The organism is Brevundimonas sp., from assembly GCF_035998205.1.
Classification (GTDB): Bacteria; Pseudomonadota; Alphaproteobacteria; order Caulobacterales; family Caulobacteraceae; genus Brevundimonas.
In genome coordinates this window covers 163,108-182,659 of record NZ_DASYHT010000004.1, presented here as the reverse complement: position 1 = coordinate 182,659, position 19,552 = coordinate 163,108, and the positions used below count along the sequence as shown (strand labels likewise).

Genomic DNA, 19,552 nt, shown 5'->3' with positions numbered 1-19,552 from the left:
GGAGCGGACGGGCCCGGTTGCGGTCGTTTAGTCGGGCACCGATGATGGCCCCTAGCGGACGTTCAAGCCCAGATGGAGGTGGGTGTGGGCCGGTCAGCCCGCCGAGCCTGCGTTTCCACTGGATTTGTCAAGACGCAGAAGACGGCGGAGGCGTCGAGAGGGGTACCGGGCGAACCTCTGCTCGAGAAGCTCAGGTGCCAAGCCTTCGAAGTCTCGATCTTTAAGACCCAGCGTGAGTGGTTGGGCCAGCAGTTTAATCGCCAGCTGGCGATGACCCGCCCGAACCTTCTCAAAACCCTCTAACAGGAGGTCATTTATCATTGAGCGACGAGCGCTAAAATTGCACATCGCGGCATTCGAGAAGCGGTAATGCTCACGTCGCTCAATTTGATCGTTCACGATGTTGACCGCACCCATACTGAAATAGAGGTCTATATCTATATCCTGCCCCGCGAACGTCCCCGACATCGCCGCAGCGGTGACTGCGGCTAACATCAAAGGACCCGGCGGCTGCACGACCTCATTGTTCGCTTTCGCCGCGACATTATCCTGTTCAAGCAGCTTGATGTTCGTTTCTATCTGCTGATGAACCAAGAAGATTTCGCGAACCACACTGCGGGTCATTCTGCGCCGTTCGGCCCGGGACTTGAGGGTCGCATTTACAGTGGCCCCCATCAAACCAACAACGCCGCCGCCGACGACCTTGACCAGTGTATCCAACGCGGACGCGTCCATCCTGCCCCCCCAAAAGCGTTGTTGTTCCACTGTAGCAGTTAGAGCTCAACGCTTGTCGCAAAGTGACTGGAGTAGCGCAGTCTAGATTGCACCTGAGGCAATGACCGCTCCTCACTCGTCGTGGACAAGCGATCAGGGAACGGCTGAAATTCTGGTAGCAAACTCGAGTTCCTCAGGCGCGGCCCGCCAGCGTTCCAATCGCCGCCGCCCCTCGTCCAGCAAATTGCGAATGTGAGGCCCGAAGTCCGGCATCTGTTGGCCGTCGACGAGCCGATCCTGGCGCCAAAAGCGTTCGGAGCCCCGGTCTTCGGCGCAGCACAGCCACAGGTGCCACAACACCAGATTGGAATCAGCCAGATAGAGCTGGATCAAGCATGAGGGGTTTGCACCCCATCGGATTGACCGCTCAGGCCAGTCCTTGTGGTTCTTCGACAAAGCCAACGAGTGCTCATCGGCGAACGCCGCGATCACCGGATCGAGCTCAAGCAGCGGGGCTTCCAAGCGCACCCACTCCTCCTGCGTGCCGTACCAACCGCCATTCGCCATGATCGCGCTCCGCGAGAAACCTATCATGGGCGAGATGGGCGAGGCGGTGAAGTGGGCCTTTGCACCACCCACCCGGTGCCGCAGGTGGAAAAACCGCTGACCCGCCCGCCAGCCGCCGCAGGGCGACCCGGCGGATCCGCCAGCCCCCGCCCCTACACCACCGTCAGCGTCACCGGCTCGCCGGCCACGGCCGAGGGGGCGATCCAGACGTCGAACTCGCCCGGCTCGACGATCCAGTCGAGGTCCGGCCCGACGAAGGCCAGGTCGCTCCGGCTCAGGGTGAAGCTCACCTCGGCCGACTGGCCCGGCTCCAGCCGGATCTTGCGGAAGCCCTTGAGCTCGCGCACCGGCCGGGTGCGGCTGGCGACCCGGTCGTGGATGTACAGCTGCGCCACCTCCTCGCCGGCGCGCGCGCCGGTGTTGGTGAGGCGGGCGGTGACCGTGACGCTCCCCTCCCCGCGCAGGGTGTCGGCGCTGAGACGCACCGGGCCATAGGCGAAGGTGGTGTAGGTCAGGCCGTGCCCGAACGGGTACAGCGGCGCGTGGGTGACCTCGCGGTAGCGGGCCTTGTACTCGGCCTGGTTCGGATCGATCTGCGGCCGGCCGGTGCGGCGCTGGTTGTAGAAATAGGGCTGCTGGCCCGAGGCCTGGGGGAAGCTGACCGGCAGGCGCGCGGCCGGGGCGTAATCGCCGAACACCACGTCGGCGACCGAATGGCCCATCTCCGAGCCGAGGAACCAGGTGGCGAGGATGGCCGGGGCGTCGCGCACGGCGCCTTCCAGCGCCAGCGCCCGGCCGTGGCGCAGCAGCACCACCACCGGCTTGCCCGTGGCCGCCACGGCCTCGGCCAGCGCCTGCTGCGCCGCCGGCACCACGATGTCGGTGCGCGACTGGGCCTCGCCCGACATGTTCTGGGTCTCGCCGATGGCCAGCAGCACCACGTCCGCCGCCCGGGCCGCGGCCACGGCGGCCTCGATGCCGCCGGCGATCGGGGCCTCGACGTCGGAGCCCTTGACCACGGTCAGGTCAGCCCCGGCGGCGCGCAGGCCGGCCTCGAGGCTGATGACGTTCTCCTTGCCGCCCAGCCAGGCCCAGGGGCCGAACAGATTGTCCTCGTCCGGACCGAACGGGCCGATCAGGGCCAGCTTGCGGTCGCGCGACAGGGGCAGCAGGTCGCCCTCGTTCTTCAGCAGGACGATCGACTTGGCCCCGGACTCGCGGCCCAGGGCGCGGATGTCGGCGGGGGCGGCGCCGGCGGCCTCGCGCGCCGGGTCGAGCGAGCGGTACGGATTGTCGAACAGGCCGATCAGGGCCTTGATGCGCAGGATGCGGCGCACCGCCTCGTCGACCACCGCCTCGTCCAGGCGGCCCGCGCGCACCAGCGCCGGCACATGGTCGCGGTAGTAGCCGGAGGTCATGCTCATATCGACGCCGGACCACAGGGCCTTCTGGGCCGCATCAGGCGCATCGGCGGCATAGCCGTGGGCGATCAGCTCCATGTCGGCCGTGTAGTCGGACACCACGAAGCCGTCGAAGCCCATCTCGCCGCGCAGGATGTCGGTCATCAGCCGGCGGTTGGCGCTGGCCGGAATGCCCTCGATGTCATTGAAGGCGCTCATGGTGGTGACCGCGCCGGCCTCGAAGGCGGCCACGAACGGCGGCAGGTGCACCTCGCGCAGGGTGCTCTCGGGGATGTCGGCGCTGGCGTAGTCCATGCCGCCGGTCACCGCCCCATAGGCGGCGAAGTGCTTGGGGCAGGCCAGCATGGAGTCGTCGGCCAGCAGGTTCGGCCCCTGGAAGCCCTTCACCCGCGCCGCGGCGAAGACGCAGCCCAGATGCACGTCCTCGCCGGCGCCCTCGGCCACCCGGCCCCAGCGCTGGTCGCGGGCCACATCGACCATGGGCGCGAAGGTCCAGTGCAGACCGGCGGCCGAGGCCTCGATGGCGGCATAGCGCGCGGTGCGCTCGGCCAGCTCCGGCTCGAAGCTGGCGGTCTCGCCCAGCGGGATCGGGAACACGGTCTTGTAGCCGTGGATGATGTCGGCCCCGAACAGCAGCGGGATCTTCAGCCGGCTTTCCTCGACGGCGATGCGCTGCAGCTCGCGCGCGCCTTCGGACCCGACGCCGTTGAACAGCGCCCCGACCTCGCCCTGACGGACCTGGTCAAGGATCTCGTTGCGCTCGGCCACCTGGGTCGGGTTGGCGTTGGCGAAGGCGCCGGCCCGCGACAGGTCCGGCATGATGGTCAGCTGGCCGGCTTTCTCCTCCAGCGTCATGGCGCGGATCAGGCTCTCGATGCGCGCCTCGTCGGCGGCGCTGGCCCGCACCGGCGCGGCGGCGGCCATCACGGACAGAGCGGTCATGCCCATCAGCAGCCTCCGCCGGTCGAGCAGCAAGGCGTGATCGTGGGGCATCGAGAACTCCGGAACTGGCTCATGGACGTCTTTCGGGGGAGGGTCATCTCAGGGTCACCTGCACACGGCCGGTGGACGGGATCAGGACCGCGCCGTCGCGGACGACGAGCGGGCGGCCCTTGAGGGTGGCGGCGCGGGGCGCCAGGTCTTGCGGCAGGGCAAGGCGGAAGCCGCCGGGGGGCGCAGCCCCGGACAGCTCCAGCGTGACGCCCGCCGGGGTGCGGGACAGGCGATAGCTCAGCTCGCCCCAGGCCGTGCGCAGGTGGCGGACGCCGACGCCCTCCCCCTCCAGCCAGGCCGACGGGACGCCGGCGGCGAGCACGATCACGCGCTCGGTGGTCTCCTCCCAGGCCAGCAGGTCCAGCGCCGAGCGGATGTAGTCGGAGCTGATCCAGGCGTGGGGCATGTCGCCGATGAAGCGCGGCTCGCGCAGGTGGCGCCCGACCACCTCGGCCCAGCCGTTCCAGGCGCGCGGACGCATGTCGGCGAAGTAGAAGTCGAGCGCCTGCAGCGCCTCGTCGCGGCGGCCGAGGCGGACCATGGCCCCGACGTTGCGCAGCTCGTAGGGGGTGTAGTCGACCCAGTCGGCCTGGTTGCCGAGGCGCGCCTCGAAGTTGGCCCACCAGCGGTCAAAGGTGCCGCGCAGCAGGGCCTGGGGCAGCTCGTCCCGCAGCCCGCCCGGCGACAGGGCGATGGTGGTCGAGGTGGCGTCGAAGTCGCCCCGGTCGGCGGCCCCGGCGATCCAGTCGATGCCGTGGAAGGCGGCCGTGGCCTCGATGCTGGCCATCAGGTCGGCGGCGAATTCCGCCTCCGACCGGCGGAAGGCCTCGGCCGCCGCCGTCTCGCCCAGGGTCTCGGCGACGAAGATGGCCTCGCGGTAGCCCAGCAGCCCCCAGAAGTCGTCCCAGTAGGAATAGGCCGGCTTGTCCGAATAGCCCTCGTGGCTGATCGAGGCCGGCAGCAGGCCGAACATGTGGCGCGTCTGCGGGGTCTGGTAGTCCGGGCCGCGCGTCTCGGTCCGCAGCTCGTCCATGTAGCGGATGGCCCCGGCCACGCCCGGCCAGGCCCGGCGCAGCGCCTCGAGGTCGCGGGTGTAGCGATAGGTCTCGGCGGCCAGGAACACATACTGGCCGTGGCTGTCGTTCTCGGGCACCGGGTCGGCGCCGCGACGGTCGACGCAGCACGGCACCTTTCCGTTGTCGAACAGATAGGGGGTGTACCACTCGAGATAGGCCGCCGAGAGGTCGGCGTGACCGAGGCGGTTGAGGCCCTCGGCCATCATCGCCCCGTCGCGGATCCACGAGCGGTTGTAGCTGCGGGTGCCGGGCTGCAGCACCGGCCCCTGACGCGACATCAGCATGTGCGCCAGCGAGGCCTTCATCACATCCTCGACGCGCTGGGCCTGCGGCGGCAGGGTCAGGTCGAAGCGGTCCAGCTTCTCGCGCCAGCCGGCGGCGACGCGGTCCTCGACGGCCTGCCACGCCGCCTCGACCGCCGCGACCGGGGCGAGGTCCGGCGCACCGCCCGACAGCGGGCTCATCAGCACCACCGCACGCTGTTCGCCGGGGGCCAGCCGCAGGGTATAGAGCAGCGCTCCGGCCATCAGCTGCGAGGCGTCGGACTCCACCTGCGGCTCGCTGGCCGGACGCGCCCGCGCCGTGGTCAGCAGGCCCTCGGGATCGGCTCCGGCGGCGAAGCTCGACAGCACCACCGCATCCGGCGCGATGAGGGAATTGACCCGGATGGCGTCATTCAGGACGAGGGTGGCGCCGTTCCACTGGATCTGTTCGATCGGCCCGACCCCGCCCGGAATGGCGAGGAACTGGCGCGGGCCGTTGACCTGGAACGGCCGCGCCGTCAGCGCCAGCGTCAGCTCGAGCGGCCGCGGGCTGGTGTTGGTCAGACGGTAGCGGCTCCACAGCTGGGCCCGGTCCGGCACGCCGTCCGCCAGGGCGGTGACGTCGAGGCGCCAGTCGTCCGCGGTCCAGGTCACGGTCGGGATCGGCAGGTCGCCGTCGCGCAGGCTCTGGTCGACATCGACGTCGGCCCAGCCGACGACGCGGCCGTTCTCGATCACGAAGGGCTCGATCGACGGCCCGGCCCGGCGCAGCTCGACCGCCCCGTCCTCGCCGATCAGGCCGCTCTCGCCGCCGCCATCGACCCCGACCAGGGTCCAGTAGGGCTGCTCGCCATGGAAGCCGCGCGGATACTGACCGCGGCGGCTGTCGCCGGCCACGGCGGCGATGAAGGTCGTCGGCGTCTCGCCGAAGGCCAGCGGTTCGATCCGGACGTCGCGCAGGACGTAGCGGGCGTCCGCCGCAGCGCCCAGACGCTGGCCGGCGCCCATCTGCTGGCCGGCGCGCGGGGCCTGTCCGGCCTCCAGCTCCAGCCGCACCCAGCGGGCGGAAGCCTCGGGCGTGCGCAGCCAGTCGATACCACCGTCGCCGTCGCTGACACGCGCGATCTCGCGCCAGGCCTGCCCGTCGGTCGAGGCGCTGACCCGGTAGCGCCCGGCGGCCCCGCCCGGGGCCCAGCGCAGGGTCAGGCCGCCGAACTCGCGCACATAACCAAGGTCCAGCGTCAGGGCCTGCGCGCCTCCGGCCTGCGAGCGCCAGGCGCTCAGCGGATCATCGTCCACCGCCCGGGCGGCGGCCCAGTCCCCGTCGACGCTGGTGGCCGAGGCGACCGGCCGCGGCGGCGTGTCCGGCTCCGGCGGCAGGGCCACGAAGCGCAGGTCGTCGACCTCGATGAAGCCGGCCCCGCCCTCGTCGGCCACGACCACGAACTCCATCCGCTCCGCCCCGCGGAAGCTGCGGTCCGGATCAGGGCCCCAGGCCCAGATGATCTGGCGGCGACGGATCACCACCTCGGTCCATTCCGACGGGGGCGTCCAGTCGCGGATCTGCCGCCAGTGCACGTTCTCGGCCGTGGCGTCGGTGAACTTGACCTCGAAGGTGTTGGACCGCCCCTGCCCGCGCACCTTGAAGCGGATCTCGTAGTTCCCGGTCACCGGCAGGTCGATCAGGCGCGCGGCGAAGGCGTAGCCCGAGCGGCCGTTGAAGTCATAGTCGAGGCGCAGCGCCTCGCCCTCAACGCCCGGGACGGCCGTGATGCGCGAGGTGACGTCGGTCGACGCATCGGCGCGCCAGGCCGACAGGTCCTCGAACCGGTCGAGCGGGCGATCCTGCGCCACGGCGGGCGCGGCGAGGAGGGACAGTCCCAGAAGGAAGGAGATCAGACGCATCATCCCTTGACGCTCCCGGCCAGCATGCCGCGGATGTAGAAGCGCTGCAGCGCGAGGAAGAGGACGAGCACCGGCGCGACGGTGATGACCGCCCCGGCCATCATCATCTCGATGTCCTGCACATGCTCCCGCGACAGCGCCGCCAGCGCCACCGGCAGGGTGTAGTTGGACTGGTCGGTCAGGATGATCAGCGGCCACAGGAAGTCGTTCCAGCTGCCGAGGAAGACGAACAGGGCCAGGGTCACGAGGATCGGCGTCAGGTTCGGCAGCACTACCCGACGGAAGATCTGGCCCTCGCTGGCGCCGTCCAGCCGCGCCGCCTCCAGCATCTCGTCCGGGATCGACAGGGTGTACTGGCGCACCAGGAACAGGCCGAAGATCGAGGCCAGCCAGGGCACCAGCGCCCCGGCGTAGGTGTTCACCAGCCCCATGGCCTTGAGCATCAGGAACAGCGGCAGAGTGCCGATCTGGGCCGGCACCACCAGCGCCGCGACCAGCAGCTGGAACAGCCGCTCGCGCCCGCGGAAGCGCAGCTTGGCGAAGGCGTAGCCGGCCGGCACGGTGAAGGCGAGCGCCAGCAGGGTCGCGAGGCTGGCCAGGGCGAAGCTGTTCCACAGGTAGCGCCCCATGCCCTGCCGCACGAACAGGTCCGCGTAGTGCTCCAGCGTCGGCCGCGCCGGCAGCAGCGGCGGCGGAAACACGGCCGCCTCGCCGGTCGACATGAAGCTGACCGACACCATCCACGCCAGCGGGAACAGGACGATCAGGCCGATCACGGCGATGGCCAGATTCAGCAGGAGAGCGCGGGCCTTCATGGGCGACCTCCCGAGCGACCATCGCCCGCACGCCGTCCGTCATCCTCGGGCTTGACCCGAGGATCGAGGGCAGACGCAAAGCCGACATCACGGACGACCCTGTTCCGGCGCCCCGTCCTGTGCACGACAGCCGCGGAACGCCCGATCCTCGGGTCAAGCCCGAGGATGACGGAAGTGCGGAGCCCCCTCATTCGTAGGCCCCCAGACGCTTCGCCACCGCCAGCTGCACCAGCGTCACCGCCAGGATGATCAGGAACAGGATGAAGGCCACCGCCGAGGCGGAGCCGAGGTTCCACCATTTGAAGCCCTCTTCGTACATGAAGTAGAGCACCGTCACGGTGGACTGGGCCGGGCCGCCCTGGGTCATGACATAGGGCTCGGCGAACAGCTGGAAGAAGCTGGCCACCGAGATGATGGAGACCAGCAGGAAGGTCGGGGCGATGGCCGGCAGGGTCACGTGCCGGAAGCGCGTCCAGGCCCCGGCGCCGTCGATGCGCGCCGCCTCGTGCAGGTCATCCGGCACGGTCTGCAGCACGGCCAGGAAGATCAGCATGTTGTAGCCGAAGCTCTTCCACACCACGAACATGAGGATGGCGGGGATCGAGGTCGCGGGGTCGCCCAGCCAGTTGACCGGCGGCAGGCCGATCGAGCCGATGGCCCAGTTGATCACGCCGTAGCGGCTGTGCAGCAGGTAGTTCCACAGCACCGCCGTGGCCACGAGGGTGGTGACAAAGGGGGCGAAGAACACCACCCGCCAGACCGGCCGCCACTTCACCGTCCGGGCGTTCAGCGCCAGCGCCGCGAGCAGCGAGGCGCCGACGCTCAGGGGCACGCCGATCAGGGCGAACAGGGCAGTGTTGCGCAGCGCCCCCCAGAACAGCGGATTGCCGAGCAACGCCTCGTAGTTCTGCAGCCCGATGAAGCGCAGGTTGTCGAGATCGGCGAGGGCGTAGATGTCGAAGTCGGTCAGGCTCAGCAGCAGCGCCGCAATCACCGGGATGGCGAAGAACAGGGCGATGGCGATCAGGGCCGGGGCGACGAAGGCCCAGCCGGCCCGCTCCTGCCGACGGGTCAGGGACAGGCCGCTCATGCCGCGCGCTCCAGCATCCAGCGGCGCTTCTCCAGCAGCCGGTCGGTGCGCCGGTCGATCTCGGCGGCGGCGGTTTCGGGCGTGTACTCCCCGCGCACCATGCGCTCGGCGACGATCTGCATCTCGGTGACGATGCGCTCCCACTCCGGCACCTTCGGCACCGCCTCGGCGCGGGCCAGCTGGGCGCGGAACGGGGCCAGCATCGGGTCCGACGCCACGGCCGGCGCGGCCCAGGCGCTCTCCCGCGCCGGCAGGCTGCCGGTCAGGCCGTTGAAGCGCGCCTGCACCGCTGGCTCCGACAGGTAGCGCACCAGCCGCCAGGCGGCGTCCTGGTTTCGCGACGAGCGGAACACGACCAGCGAGGAACCGCCCGGCGCCGAGGCGCCCGGGCCCGTCGGACCGGGCACGCCGGCCGTCATCCATTGCGTTTCCGGCGGCAGGCGGCGGCGGAAGTCGCCGATGGTCCAGGGCCCCGAGAAGTAGAAGCTGAACCAGCCGCGGGCGAACTCGGTCCAGACGTTGGAGATCTGGCTGGCCGAAGCCACCGGCGCCAACCGCTCGTCGAACAGGCTCTTGTAGAAGGCCAGGGCGGCGACGAACGACGGGCTGGAGAAGTTACCGCGCGTACCCTCGTCGCGCAGCAGCGGCTCCTCGCCCTGCAGGCCGAAGGTCAGGAGCTGCTCGAACTCGTTGAGCGGCAGCAGGATGACATAGCGGTCCGGCCCGACCCGGCGCTTGATGTCGGCCATCTGCGCCTTCCAGTCGGCCCAGGTCGTCGCCGGCGCAGCGTGCCCCGCCTCGGCCAGCAGGTCGGTGCGATAGAACAGCAGGCGGGTGTCGACATACCAGGGCGTGGCCACCGCCCGCCCGTCGATGGTGTTGGTGTCCAGCACCGCCGGGAACTGGTCCGTCAGCAGGTCCAAGGCCGCCGCCGGCAGCGGGCTGATGGCCCCGATGGCCGCCATCTCGGACACCCAGGTGTTGCCCACCTGGCTGAGGTCGGGCAGCGAGTCCCCGGCATAGGCGGTCAGCAGCTTCTGGTGCGCCGCGGTCCAGGGCAGGGCCTGGACGGTGACCTCGACATCCGGGTTCCGCCGCTGGAACTCGGGCAGCAGGGCGGGCACGTTGGTCGCCTCATTACCCATGGCCCAGAAGGTCAGCCGGGTGACCCCGTCGCGCGGACGCGGCGCGCAGGCGGCCAGCGGCGCTGCGGCCAGCAGGCCGAGCGCGGCGCGGCGGTCGAGCCCGACCGCCCCTGCCCGTCCCTGCTGGCCGTCCGTCCGCCTCATGCCGTTTCCAGCCAGCCCCCGTCGAAGCCGGCGACCTTCAGGCCGCGGGTGATGTTCGGCTCGCCGCGCATGTAGCGCCACACCAGATCCGACCGGTGGTTCTCGATCATGATGATGATCGGACCCTGGTCGATGCCAAGGTAGTCGTTGGCGACCCAGCCCACGCCCGGGACGATGCCGCCATGCAGCAGCGGCCCGTTGCGCTCGGTCAGGGTCGGGTTGAACGCATCGAGGAAGCCATAGCGAGTATAGGTCGCCGGATAGCGCGCCTTGATGGCCTTGATGCAGGGGGTGATGATCTCGGGCGCGAAGGGGAAGGCGCCGGCCACCGCCGTGGGGGCCAGGGTGCCGTCGTCCCGCTCGCCCGGGCCACGGGCCGAATAGCTGAAGAACTCGCGCTCGCGCCCGTTGATCGTCTGGCGGAAGTCGCCCGGGCCGTCGCAGGCGGTCAGGCCCCAGACCTCGGCCGAATAGCCGGCCCAGCCGCCCGGGTTCTCCACCGCGTACTGCCGCTGGGCGTAGGTGGCCCGCCGGCTGTTCTCGAAATAGTCGAACGGCGCGCCCAGCTCGGCCGTCTTGGCGCGCATGAACTCATCGCGGATGCCGCGGAAGTCGACCCACATATGGCTGTACTGGTGGCCGAAGTGCGGGCCGAAGTGCAGGTGCGGCTCGCCCCAGCGGGGGCCCCAGCTGCGGTCATAGACCGAGCACCACTCGTCCCAGATCGCCTTCGACACCGGGTGGGTGCGGCTGCCCATGGCCAGCAGCAGCACGATCATGCCCTCGTTGTAGACATGCCAGTCGGCCGGGATGAAGCCGCTCTCCGGGTGCCAGCCCATGGTGATCCGGCGGGGGCGCACCTCGACCCAGTCCCACTCGACGCGGTCGTAGAGCGCCTGGGCCAGGGTGCGGATCTCGGTCTCGGCCGCATCGGCGCCGTCGAAATAGCGGGCGGCGAACAGAACCCCGCCGATCAGCAGGGCGGTGTCGACGGTCGACAGCTCGTTCTGCGCGAAGCGGTGGCCGGTGTCGGCCTCGAGGAAGTGGTAGAAGAAGCCCTTGTAGCCGGCCACGCCGGAGGCCTCGGGCCCCTGCGGCAGGGTCCAGAAGAAGCGCAGGGTGTTGAGCGTGCGCTCGCGGGCCTGGGCCCGGCTGATCCAGCCGCGCTCGACGCCCACCGGCCAGCAGGTCAGGGCGAAGCCGACGGCGGCGACGGAGGAGAAGCTGGGCGTCGGCCAGCGGTCCGGCGTCAGGCCGGTTTCGTGCGGCGTCACATCCCACATCCAGCGGAAGGTGCGCTCCTGAAGTTCATGAATCTCGGGGTCGACCTCGTGACGCGCGATGGCGGCGTTGAGCCCGACGCCGGCGGCGGCGCAGCCCCCGAGGGCGGCCCCGGAGGCGGCCAGGGCGGCGGAGGTCAGAAGAAAGGCGCGGCGGTCCATACGGGCTTCCTGCGTCTTGAAAGGGATACTGGAAAAAAAGGGGCCGCCCCCGCGGACGAGGGCGGCCCAGGGCTCAGGAGAAGGTTACCAGCTGTAACGCAGGCCGACCTGGAGCGTCCGCTGCGGCGAGAACACCGCGGTCGGACGGCCGAAGTTGGCGCTGGTGAAGCTTTGGTCGAAGCCGGAGTAGTTCTTGAAATCGAACACGTTGATGGCGTCGATGATCAGATCGAGGTTGTGGCCCTCGAAGGTCTCGAACGTCTTGGTCAGGCGCAGATCGACCTGACGATAGGCGAAGGCGTCCGGGATGATGAAGTTGTCCGTCCGCGGGAACTGGTCGAACCAGCAGATGTTCGGACCGGGCGCCGCCGGCGTCGGGCAGTTGAACACTGTGTAGGGACGTCCCGAGCCAAGCGTCAGGATGCCCGACAGGCGGAAGTCCGCCGGCAGGGCGAGGGTGCCCGAGGCGACCAGACGGTGGCGCTCGACGCCCGGGGTGTTGAACCAGGGGCTTTGGCCGAGGGTCGCATAGTCGAAGTCGAAAGCGCCCAGACCCTGGTCACGGCTGCCGTTCTGCTCACCCTCGGCGAAGGTGTAGGCCACGTTGAAGCCATAACCGTCGCGGAACGGGCGGTCGACCGTCAGGTAGATCGCCTTGTACTTCCGCTCGCGGTTGTGGTCCGAGTAGAAGACGCTGTCGTTGAAGGCGTAGGGCTGGCCAGTCGCCGGATTGGTGAACTGCGACGGCCGGGCCACCAGCTGATTGCTGCTGTTGACGTTCAGACGATACCAGCCGAACTCGTCCCGGGTGTGCGAGTAGGCGAAGGTCAGGGCCGTCTGGATGTCGCCGAAGCGCTGGCGAACCCCGAAGTTGAACTGGTCGGTGTAGGGCACCGGCGCGTCGTTCTTCACGAGGAAGATTTCACCGCGCCCCTGGGTGCCGGCCAGCAGGGTGTCGAGGTTGGCGCGGTCGAGATAGCGCGGGTCCCAGGCCACGGTGTCGGAACGACCGCCATACGTCCCGCCCGCCGGCGAGAAGTAGATCGTCCGGGACAGGTTGAAGGGCGAGAACCGCTCCGAGAAGGCGAAGTTGAAGCCGATCCGGTCGTAGTAGCGACCGGCGCCGCCGAACAGGACGGTGCTCTCGTCGCCGAACCAGTCATAGCTGAAGCCGACCCGCGGCTGGATCGCGCCCATGAAGGCGTCGCGGTCGCCGTCCGAGATGTAGTCGTTGACATCAACCGGGGGATTGTAGGCCGCGACCGTTTCAAAGGCGGCCAGCACGCCGCGGATCGAGTCAGGTGTGACCCAGTCGGCGTTGGCGGCGTTGTCTTCGTAGTCCCAGCGGATGCCGAGGTTCAACTCCAGCTTGTCGGTGATCTGCCAGTCGTCCTGGATGTAGATGCCGAAGGTGTTGTTCGACACATCCGCCGGGTCCGTCGGCAGGTTCAGCGACACCTGGGTCGGGATCGCGGCCGAACCGAGGATCTCGGGACGGCCGTTGATGTCGTAACGGAACTGCGGGTTCCGGTTGAAGAACTTCTGGACGTAGTAGTCCCGCGACGAATAGCGGACGCCCATCTTGATGGTGTGGCTGCCGTTCCACTCGAGCCCGTACAGCGTCAGGTCGTTGCGGAAGGTGATCGCCTCGTCGCGGATTTCCTGGTTGTTGGTGCCGCCGCCGAGGTTGAAGACGGTCGCCTCGACCTGGTTGTAGTTGAAATCGAAGGCGCCGCCGGCGGTCGCATCGCGGTAGATGACGTAGTTCTCGCCGGAGAGGTCGAAGTTGACGGCCTGCGGATTGTACTCGTTGTAGAGCCAGTCGATCGACAGCTCGTTCAGGAAGTTGTCGCCCTGGTAGGTGTGGCGCAGGACGATGTTGTTGACGTCCTGGTTGACTTCGTTGGCCCGCGTGGACGCATTCTGGCCGCCAAAGTCGCGAATGTCGCGGGCGCTGTTGAAGGTCGCGCTCAGGTCCAGACGCTGGCGGTCGTCGATCTGCCAGGACAGCTTGCCGAAGAACAGGTCCTGCTCGAACGGAGCCTCGAACGTGCCCAGCTCGTCCTCGAACAGCGAGGTGAACTCGGTCCGGTTCAGGAAGACGTTGTTGGCGCGGGTCTCGTCCTTGCGCTCATACGAAGCGAAGAAGTGCAGGCGATCCTCGATAATCGGACCGCCCAGCGCCGCGCCCCACTGCAGACGGTCAAGCTGCGGCTTGGCGGCGCCGCGACGCGACGAGAATACGTCCTGGGTGTACCAGTCGGTATCCGAATAGAAGGCGAAGACCTCGCCGGTGAACTCGTTGGTGCCCGAGCGCGTCACCGACGTGATGATCGCCGAACCGGCCTGCTCGTACTCGGCCTTGAAGTTCTGGCTGAGCACGCGGAACTCGGCCACGGCAGCCTGCGGGAACGGGTTGCCGCGGTTGTCGTCCTGGCCGGCGATGCCGCCGTCGAGGATGTTGGACTTCTGGTTGGCGCCGTCGATGAAGACGTTGACCGCATTGGCCGACTGGGCGCCGGCGTAGATCGTCCGCTCGGCCGGATCCTCGCGCACGACCAGGCTCGGGGCCAGGGCGGCGAAGTTCAGGAAGTTGCGGTTGATCTGCGGCAGATCGTTGATCTGCTGGCGGGTGACGTTGGTGGCGACTTCAGAGGTGCGCACCTCCACAACGCGCTCGGCGCGGACGATGATCTCGTCCACGGTGGTGGCGCCGGCGTCAGCCGTCACGGCCGAGGCGACGTCGAGGTTCAGCGTGCCGGTCTGGCCGAGGCCGACGGTCACCGTCTGGCTGGCGGTCTGGCCATCACCCGAGGTGACGGTGACCGTGTAAGTGCCGGGACGCAGGCCGGGCAGGACGTAACGCCCCTGGGCGTCCACACTGCTGCGCGAGACATAGCCGGTGGCCACCTCGGTGGCGGTAATCACGCCGCCGGCCTCGGGCGCACCGCCCTCGGTGATCTGGCCCCGCAGGGTCCCGGTCGCACTTTGCGCCGTCGCCATGCCGGCGAAGGCGAGCGAGGCGGCGACGGCGATGGCCGAGGCTCCGGCCAGGCGCGTGGCCCTTCCGCTGAAAGTCTTCATCTTGCTCCTCCCTGAGAGACGATATCGGCGGTCCGGGGATCTGTTTTCCCGGTGGCGCCGGTCCTGACGCTGGACTCACGCACGACCAGGTGCGGTCGCACGATCTCGTGCACGGGCCCCTGCCCGCGCTGTCCGCCCAGTTCGGCAGCCAGGCGCTCCAGCGCGCGGCGGCCGATCTCGGCGATATTGATTCCCATGGTGGTCAGCCCGGGGCTGACGAGGCCGGCCATCGGCACGTCGTCGAAGCCGGCGATGGCCACGTCGCCCGGGCAGGCCAGTCCGGCCTGGCGCAGCGCCAGCAGGGCGCCGATGGCCATCATGTCGTTGCCGGCGAAGATGGCGTCGGGGCGGCGCGGCGCGGCCAGCAGGGCCATGGCCGCGCGATGGCCCGAGGCCTGGTCGAAGTCGCCGTCGACCACCCGCGCCTCCAGCCCGGCCTCGGCCATGGCCTCCAGATACCCGGCCAGACGGGCCTCGGCCTCGAGGTTGCCGCCGGGGCCGGCGATGTGGGCGATGTCGCGTCGGCCGGTGGCGATCAGGTGCCGCGTGGCCTCGGCGGCGCCGCCATGGTTGTCGACGGTGATGGCCGGCAGGCCGGCGTCGTCGGTCGGGCCGTTCAGGGTCAGCATCGGCAGGCTGCCGGCCAGACCCGCGGTGAGGTTGGACGACGCCAGGTGCGGCGACATGACGATCAGCCCGTCGACCCGGCCGCGCATCGAGCGCACCGCCGCGGCGGCGTCCTCGGCATCGTCGTGCGAGCTGGAGACGATCAGGTGCAGGCCGCGCTGGCGGGCGGCGATGTCGAGGCCGCGGATCAGCTCGGAGAAGAACTCGCCGAACAGGTCCGGCAGGATCACGCCGACCGTATCCGTGCGCCGGGTGGACAGGCTGCGCGCGCCGGTGTGGGGCACGTAGCGCAGCGCCTCGGCCGCCTCGAAAACGCGCTGGCGAGTGGCGGCGGTGACCGGCTCCAGCCCGTTCAGGGCACGCGACACGGACGCCACCGAGACGCCGGCCAGACGCGCCACATCCCGTACGGTCGCGGGCTTGGCGCGCGGCGCATCAGCTGGCGGCGTGGTCGGTCTGCGGCTCAAGATGTCTGCTCCTCCGGGCGCTTTGCCGGGTTCGCCCCGATCTCGCCTGCGCATCGTAAGCGGTTACATGGCCGATGTAACCGGTTTCGGCAACCATCAAATTCGCGCCGTTTCGCCGCGTCTTCGCCACATGTGGCGGCAGAAATCCGGACCCGGACGAACCTGCGCTGATGGCGCCGTGGCTTCAGTCGCGCCCGAGCCGCGGGAAGGCCGGTCCCGCCTCGGCGAACAGATGCGCCTCGGCCGGATCGAAGCCCAGGCGGGCCCGGTCCCCGGCCTTCAGGGTCAGGTCGCCCGGCGTCTGGACCACCAGCTGCCCCTCCCCGTCCGGCGCCGTCAGATAGGCGTAGGCCACCCCGCCCAGCGCCTCGACGAACATCACCGGCAACTCGAGGGCGTTGGGCGTGGCCGCATCGCGCCGCCAGTGCTCGGGCCGGACGCCGACCGTGACCGGGGCCCCGGCCACGGCCGCCGAAGCGTCCGCGGCGACCTCGACCAGCGCACCGCCAGCAAGCCGCACCCGCGCGACACCGCCGGCGAAGCCCTCCAGCACGCCCGGCAGCATGTTCATGCCCGGCGAGCCGATGAAGCCGGCGACGAAGCGGTTGGCCGGCCGGTGATAGAGCTCCATCGGCGCCCCCACCTGCTGCACCACGCCGCCGGCGAGCACGACGATGCGGTCGGCCAGGGTCATGGCCTCGACCTGGTCGTGGGTGACGTAGATCATGGTCCGCCCCAGCTGCTGGTGCAGCCGCGCGAACTCGTAGCGCATGCGGCCGCGCAGCTCGGCGTCGAGATTCGACAGGGGCTCGTCGAACAGGAACACCTCGGGGCTGCGCACGATGGCCCGGCCGATGGCGACCCGCTGACGCTGCCCGCCGGACAGGGCCTTGGGCTTGCGGTCCAGCAGCGGCGTGATGGCCAGGGTCTCGGCCGCGGCGCGCACCGCCTGATCGATCTCCGCCTGCGGCCGCTTCGCCAGACGCAGGGCGAAGGCAAGGTTCTCGTAGACGCTCAGGTGCGGATAGAGGGCGTAGGACTGGAACACCATGGCCACGCCGCGCTCGGCCGGCCCGACCTCGGTGACGTCGCGGCCGCCGATGCGGATCTCGCCGCCGCTGGGATCGTCGAGGCCGGCGATCAGGCGCAGCAGGGTCGACTTGCCGCAGCCGGACGGGCCGACGAACACCACGGCCTCGCCGTCCTCGATCTCGAGCGAGACACTGTCCAGCACCGGCGTGTCGCCGAAACGCTTGCTGACGCCGGAAAGGGCCACGGTGGCCATGGGGAAAAGCTCCGTACTGGGTCGTCGGGGTCGCGGATCACGTCAGAAGACGTTCGCCGACGCAAGCGGGCGTCTTGACCGCAGCGATCACGAGGCGCAACCGGCGGACATGCGCGCACCGCAATGTCAGCTTTATCTGATCACCCCGCCGGCCATCGCCGACCTCGACGCCTTTGCCGGCCAGCTGGCGGCGGCGCTCGACGCAGGCCCGGTCGCCGCCCTGCAGATCCGGCTCAAGCCGGCCGATGACGCGGCGATCCTGAAGGCGGTCGGGCAACTGGCGCCGGTGGCCTGGTCGCGCGGCGTGGCCGTGATCCTCAACGACCGGCCCGATCTGGCGCAGCAGGCCGGCTGCGACGGCGTGCATCTCGGCCGCGAGGACATGGACGTGGCCGCCGCCCGGCGTGTGCTGGGGCCGCAGATGATGATCGGCGCCACCTGCCACGACAGCCGGCACCTCGCCATGGAGGCCGCCGAGGCCGGCGCTGACTACGTCGCCTTCGGGGCCTTCTTCCCGACCGGCACCAAGGTCACGACGCACCGGCCGGCGCCGGACATCCTCACCGTCTGGCAGGAGACGATGGAGACGCCGTGCGTCGCCATCGGCGGGATCACGGTCGACAACGCCCGCGAGCTGGTGGAGGCCGGAGCGGATTTCCTCGCGGTCTCGTCCGGCGTCTGGGACCATCCCGGCGGACCGGCGGCGGCGGTCGCCGCCTTCCAGCGGCTCATCGCAACCTGAAATAGGCAGACTTCAGGGGATGTTAGGACACATCCTTCATGTTGCGGCCTCTCCCAGAGGTCGACGCCCGTATGTCTCTCCAGCGCGCCAACCTGACTGACCCTGTCAGTGTCGCCCCGGCCATCGCCGCGGCGCCCGCCCGTTTGAGCCGTCTGCCGGAAGGCATGGAGCTGTTCGCCCGGCCGCTGATTCCGCTGGGGGTCGTACTGACCCTCGCCTTCCTTGTCGTCGCCGGGATCAGCTTCGCGCGCTCCGCCGGGCTGGTGGCGGCGCTGTGGGGGGCCTCGGCCTTCGCCGTCGCCATCTGGCTGCGCGGCGGGCGCGGATGGGCCTTCGACCTGTCCTTCGCCGGCCTGATCGCCACCGGCATCGCCGCCGGAGAGCTGATGGCCGGCAACAGCGCCGAACTGACGGTGATGTTCACCGCCATGCAGGTGCTGGAGATCGTCACCGCCCTGGTCCTGATCCGCCGGTTTGCGCCCGCCGACCCGTTCAGCACGGTCGACGGCGGCAGCCGCTTCCTGATCGCCGCGGCCGTGCTCGCACCGGTGCCGGCGGGCGTGACCGCGGCCGGCTACCTGACGCTGATCCACGGCCACGACTTTCTGTCGACCTTCCAGACCTGGTGGTTCGGCCATGCGCTCGGCTTCGCCACCCTCACGCCGCTGGCCATGTCGATCACGCGTCGGCGGCTACGTCTCTATCGCCCGCCCCTGCGCATGGTCGAGGCTGTCGCGCTGCTGCTGGGCCTTGCCGCGCTGGTGACGTGGCTGTTCCTGCAGAACAGCCTGCCGATGAGCTTCCTCGTCACCCCGGTGCTGCTGCTGATCGCCGTCCGCCTGAGGCTGCTCGGGGCCACCTTCGGCCTGATGCTGGTCGGTCTGATCGCCATCGGCGCCACCATGTACGGCTACGGCCCCTTCGCCATCAATGACGCGCTGAGCCGCAGCGAACAGGTCATGCTGGCCCAGCTGTTCGTGGTCCTGGGCTGCCTGCCCACCCTGCTGGTCAGCTCCGTGCTGGAGGAACGCGACGCCCTCGCCGCTGCGGCCAAGATCGGCAAGCGCCGCGCCGAACTGGCGTCCGGGGCCAAGTCGCGCCTGCTGGCCAATGTGGCGCACGAGATCAAGAGCCCGATCGGCGGGGTGATCAGCATCGCCGACCTGTGGTCGTCCGGTCAGCTGGGCCCCGTGACGCCGACGCAGACGGAAATGGCCGCCATGCTGGTCAAGACCGCCCGTCAGGTCGAGGCCCTGGCCCACGACCTGCTCGACGTCGCCCGGGCCGAGGCCGGGGCTGTCTCGGTGCAGCTGCGCCCGACCGACGCGGCCGGCCTGCTGGAGGACATGCGGCGCGCCTGGAGCGTTCGCCCGGAAACCCGCGGCCTGACCATCTCCCTGACCCGGGATCCCGAACCCGTGGTCGCGCTCGCCGACTCCCAGCGCCTCGCCCAGGTGCTCGACAACCTGATCTCCAACGCCGTGAAATACGGCGCGGCCGGCGGCCGGATCCAGCTGTCCGCGACCCGCATCGACGGCATCGTCCGGCTGGACGTCAAGGATGACGGGCCCGGCCTGAGCCCCGAGAAGCAGGCCCAGCTGTTCGAACCCTTCAACCGGTTGGGACTGGAGCGCTCGACCATCGAGGGCCACGGCATCGGACTGGCGCTGGCCAAGCGCCTGGTGGAACTGCAGGACGGCCGCATCGGCGTGACGTCGGCCCCAGGCGCCGGCGCGACCTTCTGGGTCGAGCTGCCCGCCGCCTGAGAGCGA

At 69.7% G+C, this 19,552-nt stretch carries 13 protein-coding genes; 2 read left to right on the top strand and 11 right to left on the bottom strand.

The features are described 5' to 3' along the window. Positions 1-93 precede the first annotated feature (93 nt). The 11 genes from VGN74_RS03555 to VGN74_RS03505 all read right to left on the bottom strand — a co-directional run bounded on the left by VGN74_RS03555 (position 94) and on the right by VGN74_RS03505 (position 17,038). Complete coding sequence (locus VGN74_RS03555; RefSeq protein WP_327445978.1) at positions 94-735, bottom strand: hypothetical protein; 642 nt, start codon at positions 733-735, stop codon at positions 94-96. 132 nt (positions 736-867) lie between these two features. Further along, positions 868-1,281 (bottom strand): hypothetical protein, encoded by a 414-nt coding sequence (locus VGN74_RS03550; protein WP_327445977.1) that lies wholly within the window; start codon positions 1,279-1,281, stop codon positions 868-870. Between the two features lie 152 nt (positions 1,282-1,433). Further along, the gene (locus VGN74_RS03545; protein WP_327445976.1) at positions 1,434-3,695 is read right to left on the bottom strand and encodes a glycoside hydrolase family 3 N-terminal domain-containing protein; all 2,262 of its coding nucleotides are present in this window, start codon (positions 3,693-3,695) and stop codon (positions 1,434-1,436) included. Positions 3,696-3,738: 43 nt separating this feature from the next. After that, complete coding sequence (locus VGN74_RS03540; RefSeq protein ID WP_327445975.1) at positions 3,739-6,942, bottom strand: discoidin domain-containing protein; 3,204 nt, start codon at positions 6,940-6,942, stop codon at positions 3,739-3,741. Beyond that, on the bottom strand, positions 6,939-7,754 hold the full coding sequence (locus VGN74_RS03535; protein WP_327445974.1) for a carbohydrate ABC transporter permease: 816 nt from the start codon (positions 7,752-7,754) through the stop codon (positions 6,939-6,941). The genes VGN74_RS03540 and VGN74_RS03535 overlap by 4 nt, the downstream gene beginning before the upstream one ends. Before the next feature lie 187 nt (positions 7,755-7,941). Further along, positions 7,942-8,844: a sugar ABC transporter permease gene (locus VGN74_RS03530; protein ID WP_327445973.1), complete on the bottom strand. Its 903-nt coding sequence runs from the start codon at positions 8,842-8,844 to the stop codon at positions 7,942-7,944. Then, positions 8,841-10,133, bottom strand: a complete 1,293-nt coding sequence (locus VGN74_RS03525) for a sugar ABC transporter substrate-binding protein (RefSeq protein WP_327445972.1) — start codon at positions 10,131-10,133, stop codon at positions 8,841-8,843. Before VGN74_RS03525 ends, VGN74_RS03530 begins: the two co-directional genes overlap by 4 nt. Beyond that, complete coding sequence (locus VGN74_RS03520; protein ID WP_327445971.1) at positions 10,130-11,575, bottom strand: glucoamylase family protein; 1,446 nt, start codon at positions 11,573-11,575, stop codon at positions 10,130-10,132. The genes VGN74_RS03525 and VGN74_RS03520 overlap by 4 nt, the downstream gene beginning before the upstream one ends. An 84-nt stretch (positions 11,576-11,659) precedes the next feature. Then, on the bottom strand, positions 11,660-14,659 hold the full coding sequence (locus tag VGN74_RS03515; RefSeq protein WP_327445970.1) for a TonB-dependent receptor: 3,000 nt from the start codon (positions 14,657-14,659) through the stop codon (positions 11,660-11,662). Continuing rightward, positions 14,656-15,753 carry a LacI family DNA-binding transcriptional regulator gene (locus VGN74_RS03510; protein ID WP_327445969.1) on the bottom strand — a complete coding sequence of 366 codons (1,098 nt, stop codon included), beginning with the start codon at positions 15,751-15,753 and terminating at the stop codon, positions 14,656-14,658. The genes VGN74_RS03515 and VGN74_RS03510 overlap by 4 nt, the downstream gene beginning before the upstream one ends. 184 nt (positions 15,754-15,937) lie before the next feature. Next, positions 15,938-17,038, bottom strand: coding sequence for an ABC transporter ATP-binding protein (locus VGN74_RS03505; RefSeq protein ID WP_327445968.1), 1,101 nt, complete (start codon positions 17,036-17,038; stop codon positions 15,938-15,940). A gap of 109 nt (positions 17,039-17,147) precedes the next feature. On the opposite strand from VGN74_RS03505, the gene thiE reads away from it, so the two are divergent. Then, positions 17,148-17,780 (top strand): thiamine phosphate synthase, encoded by a 633-nt coding sequence (thiE, locus tag VGN74_RS03500; RefSeq protein ID WP_327445967.1) that lies wholly within the window; start codon positions 17,148-17,150, stop codon positions 17,778-17,780. A 71-nt stretch (positions 17,781-17,851) separates the two neighbouring features. Further along, positions 17,852-19,546, top strand: a complete 1,695-nt coding sequence (locus tag VGN74_RS03495) for a sensor histidine kinase (protein WP_327445966.1) — start codon at positions 17,852-17,854, stop codon at positions 19,544-19,546. Positions 19,547-19,552: the final 6 nt, after the last annotated feature.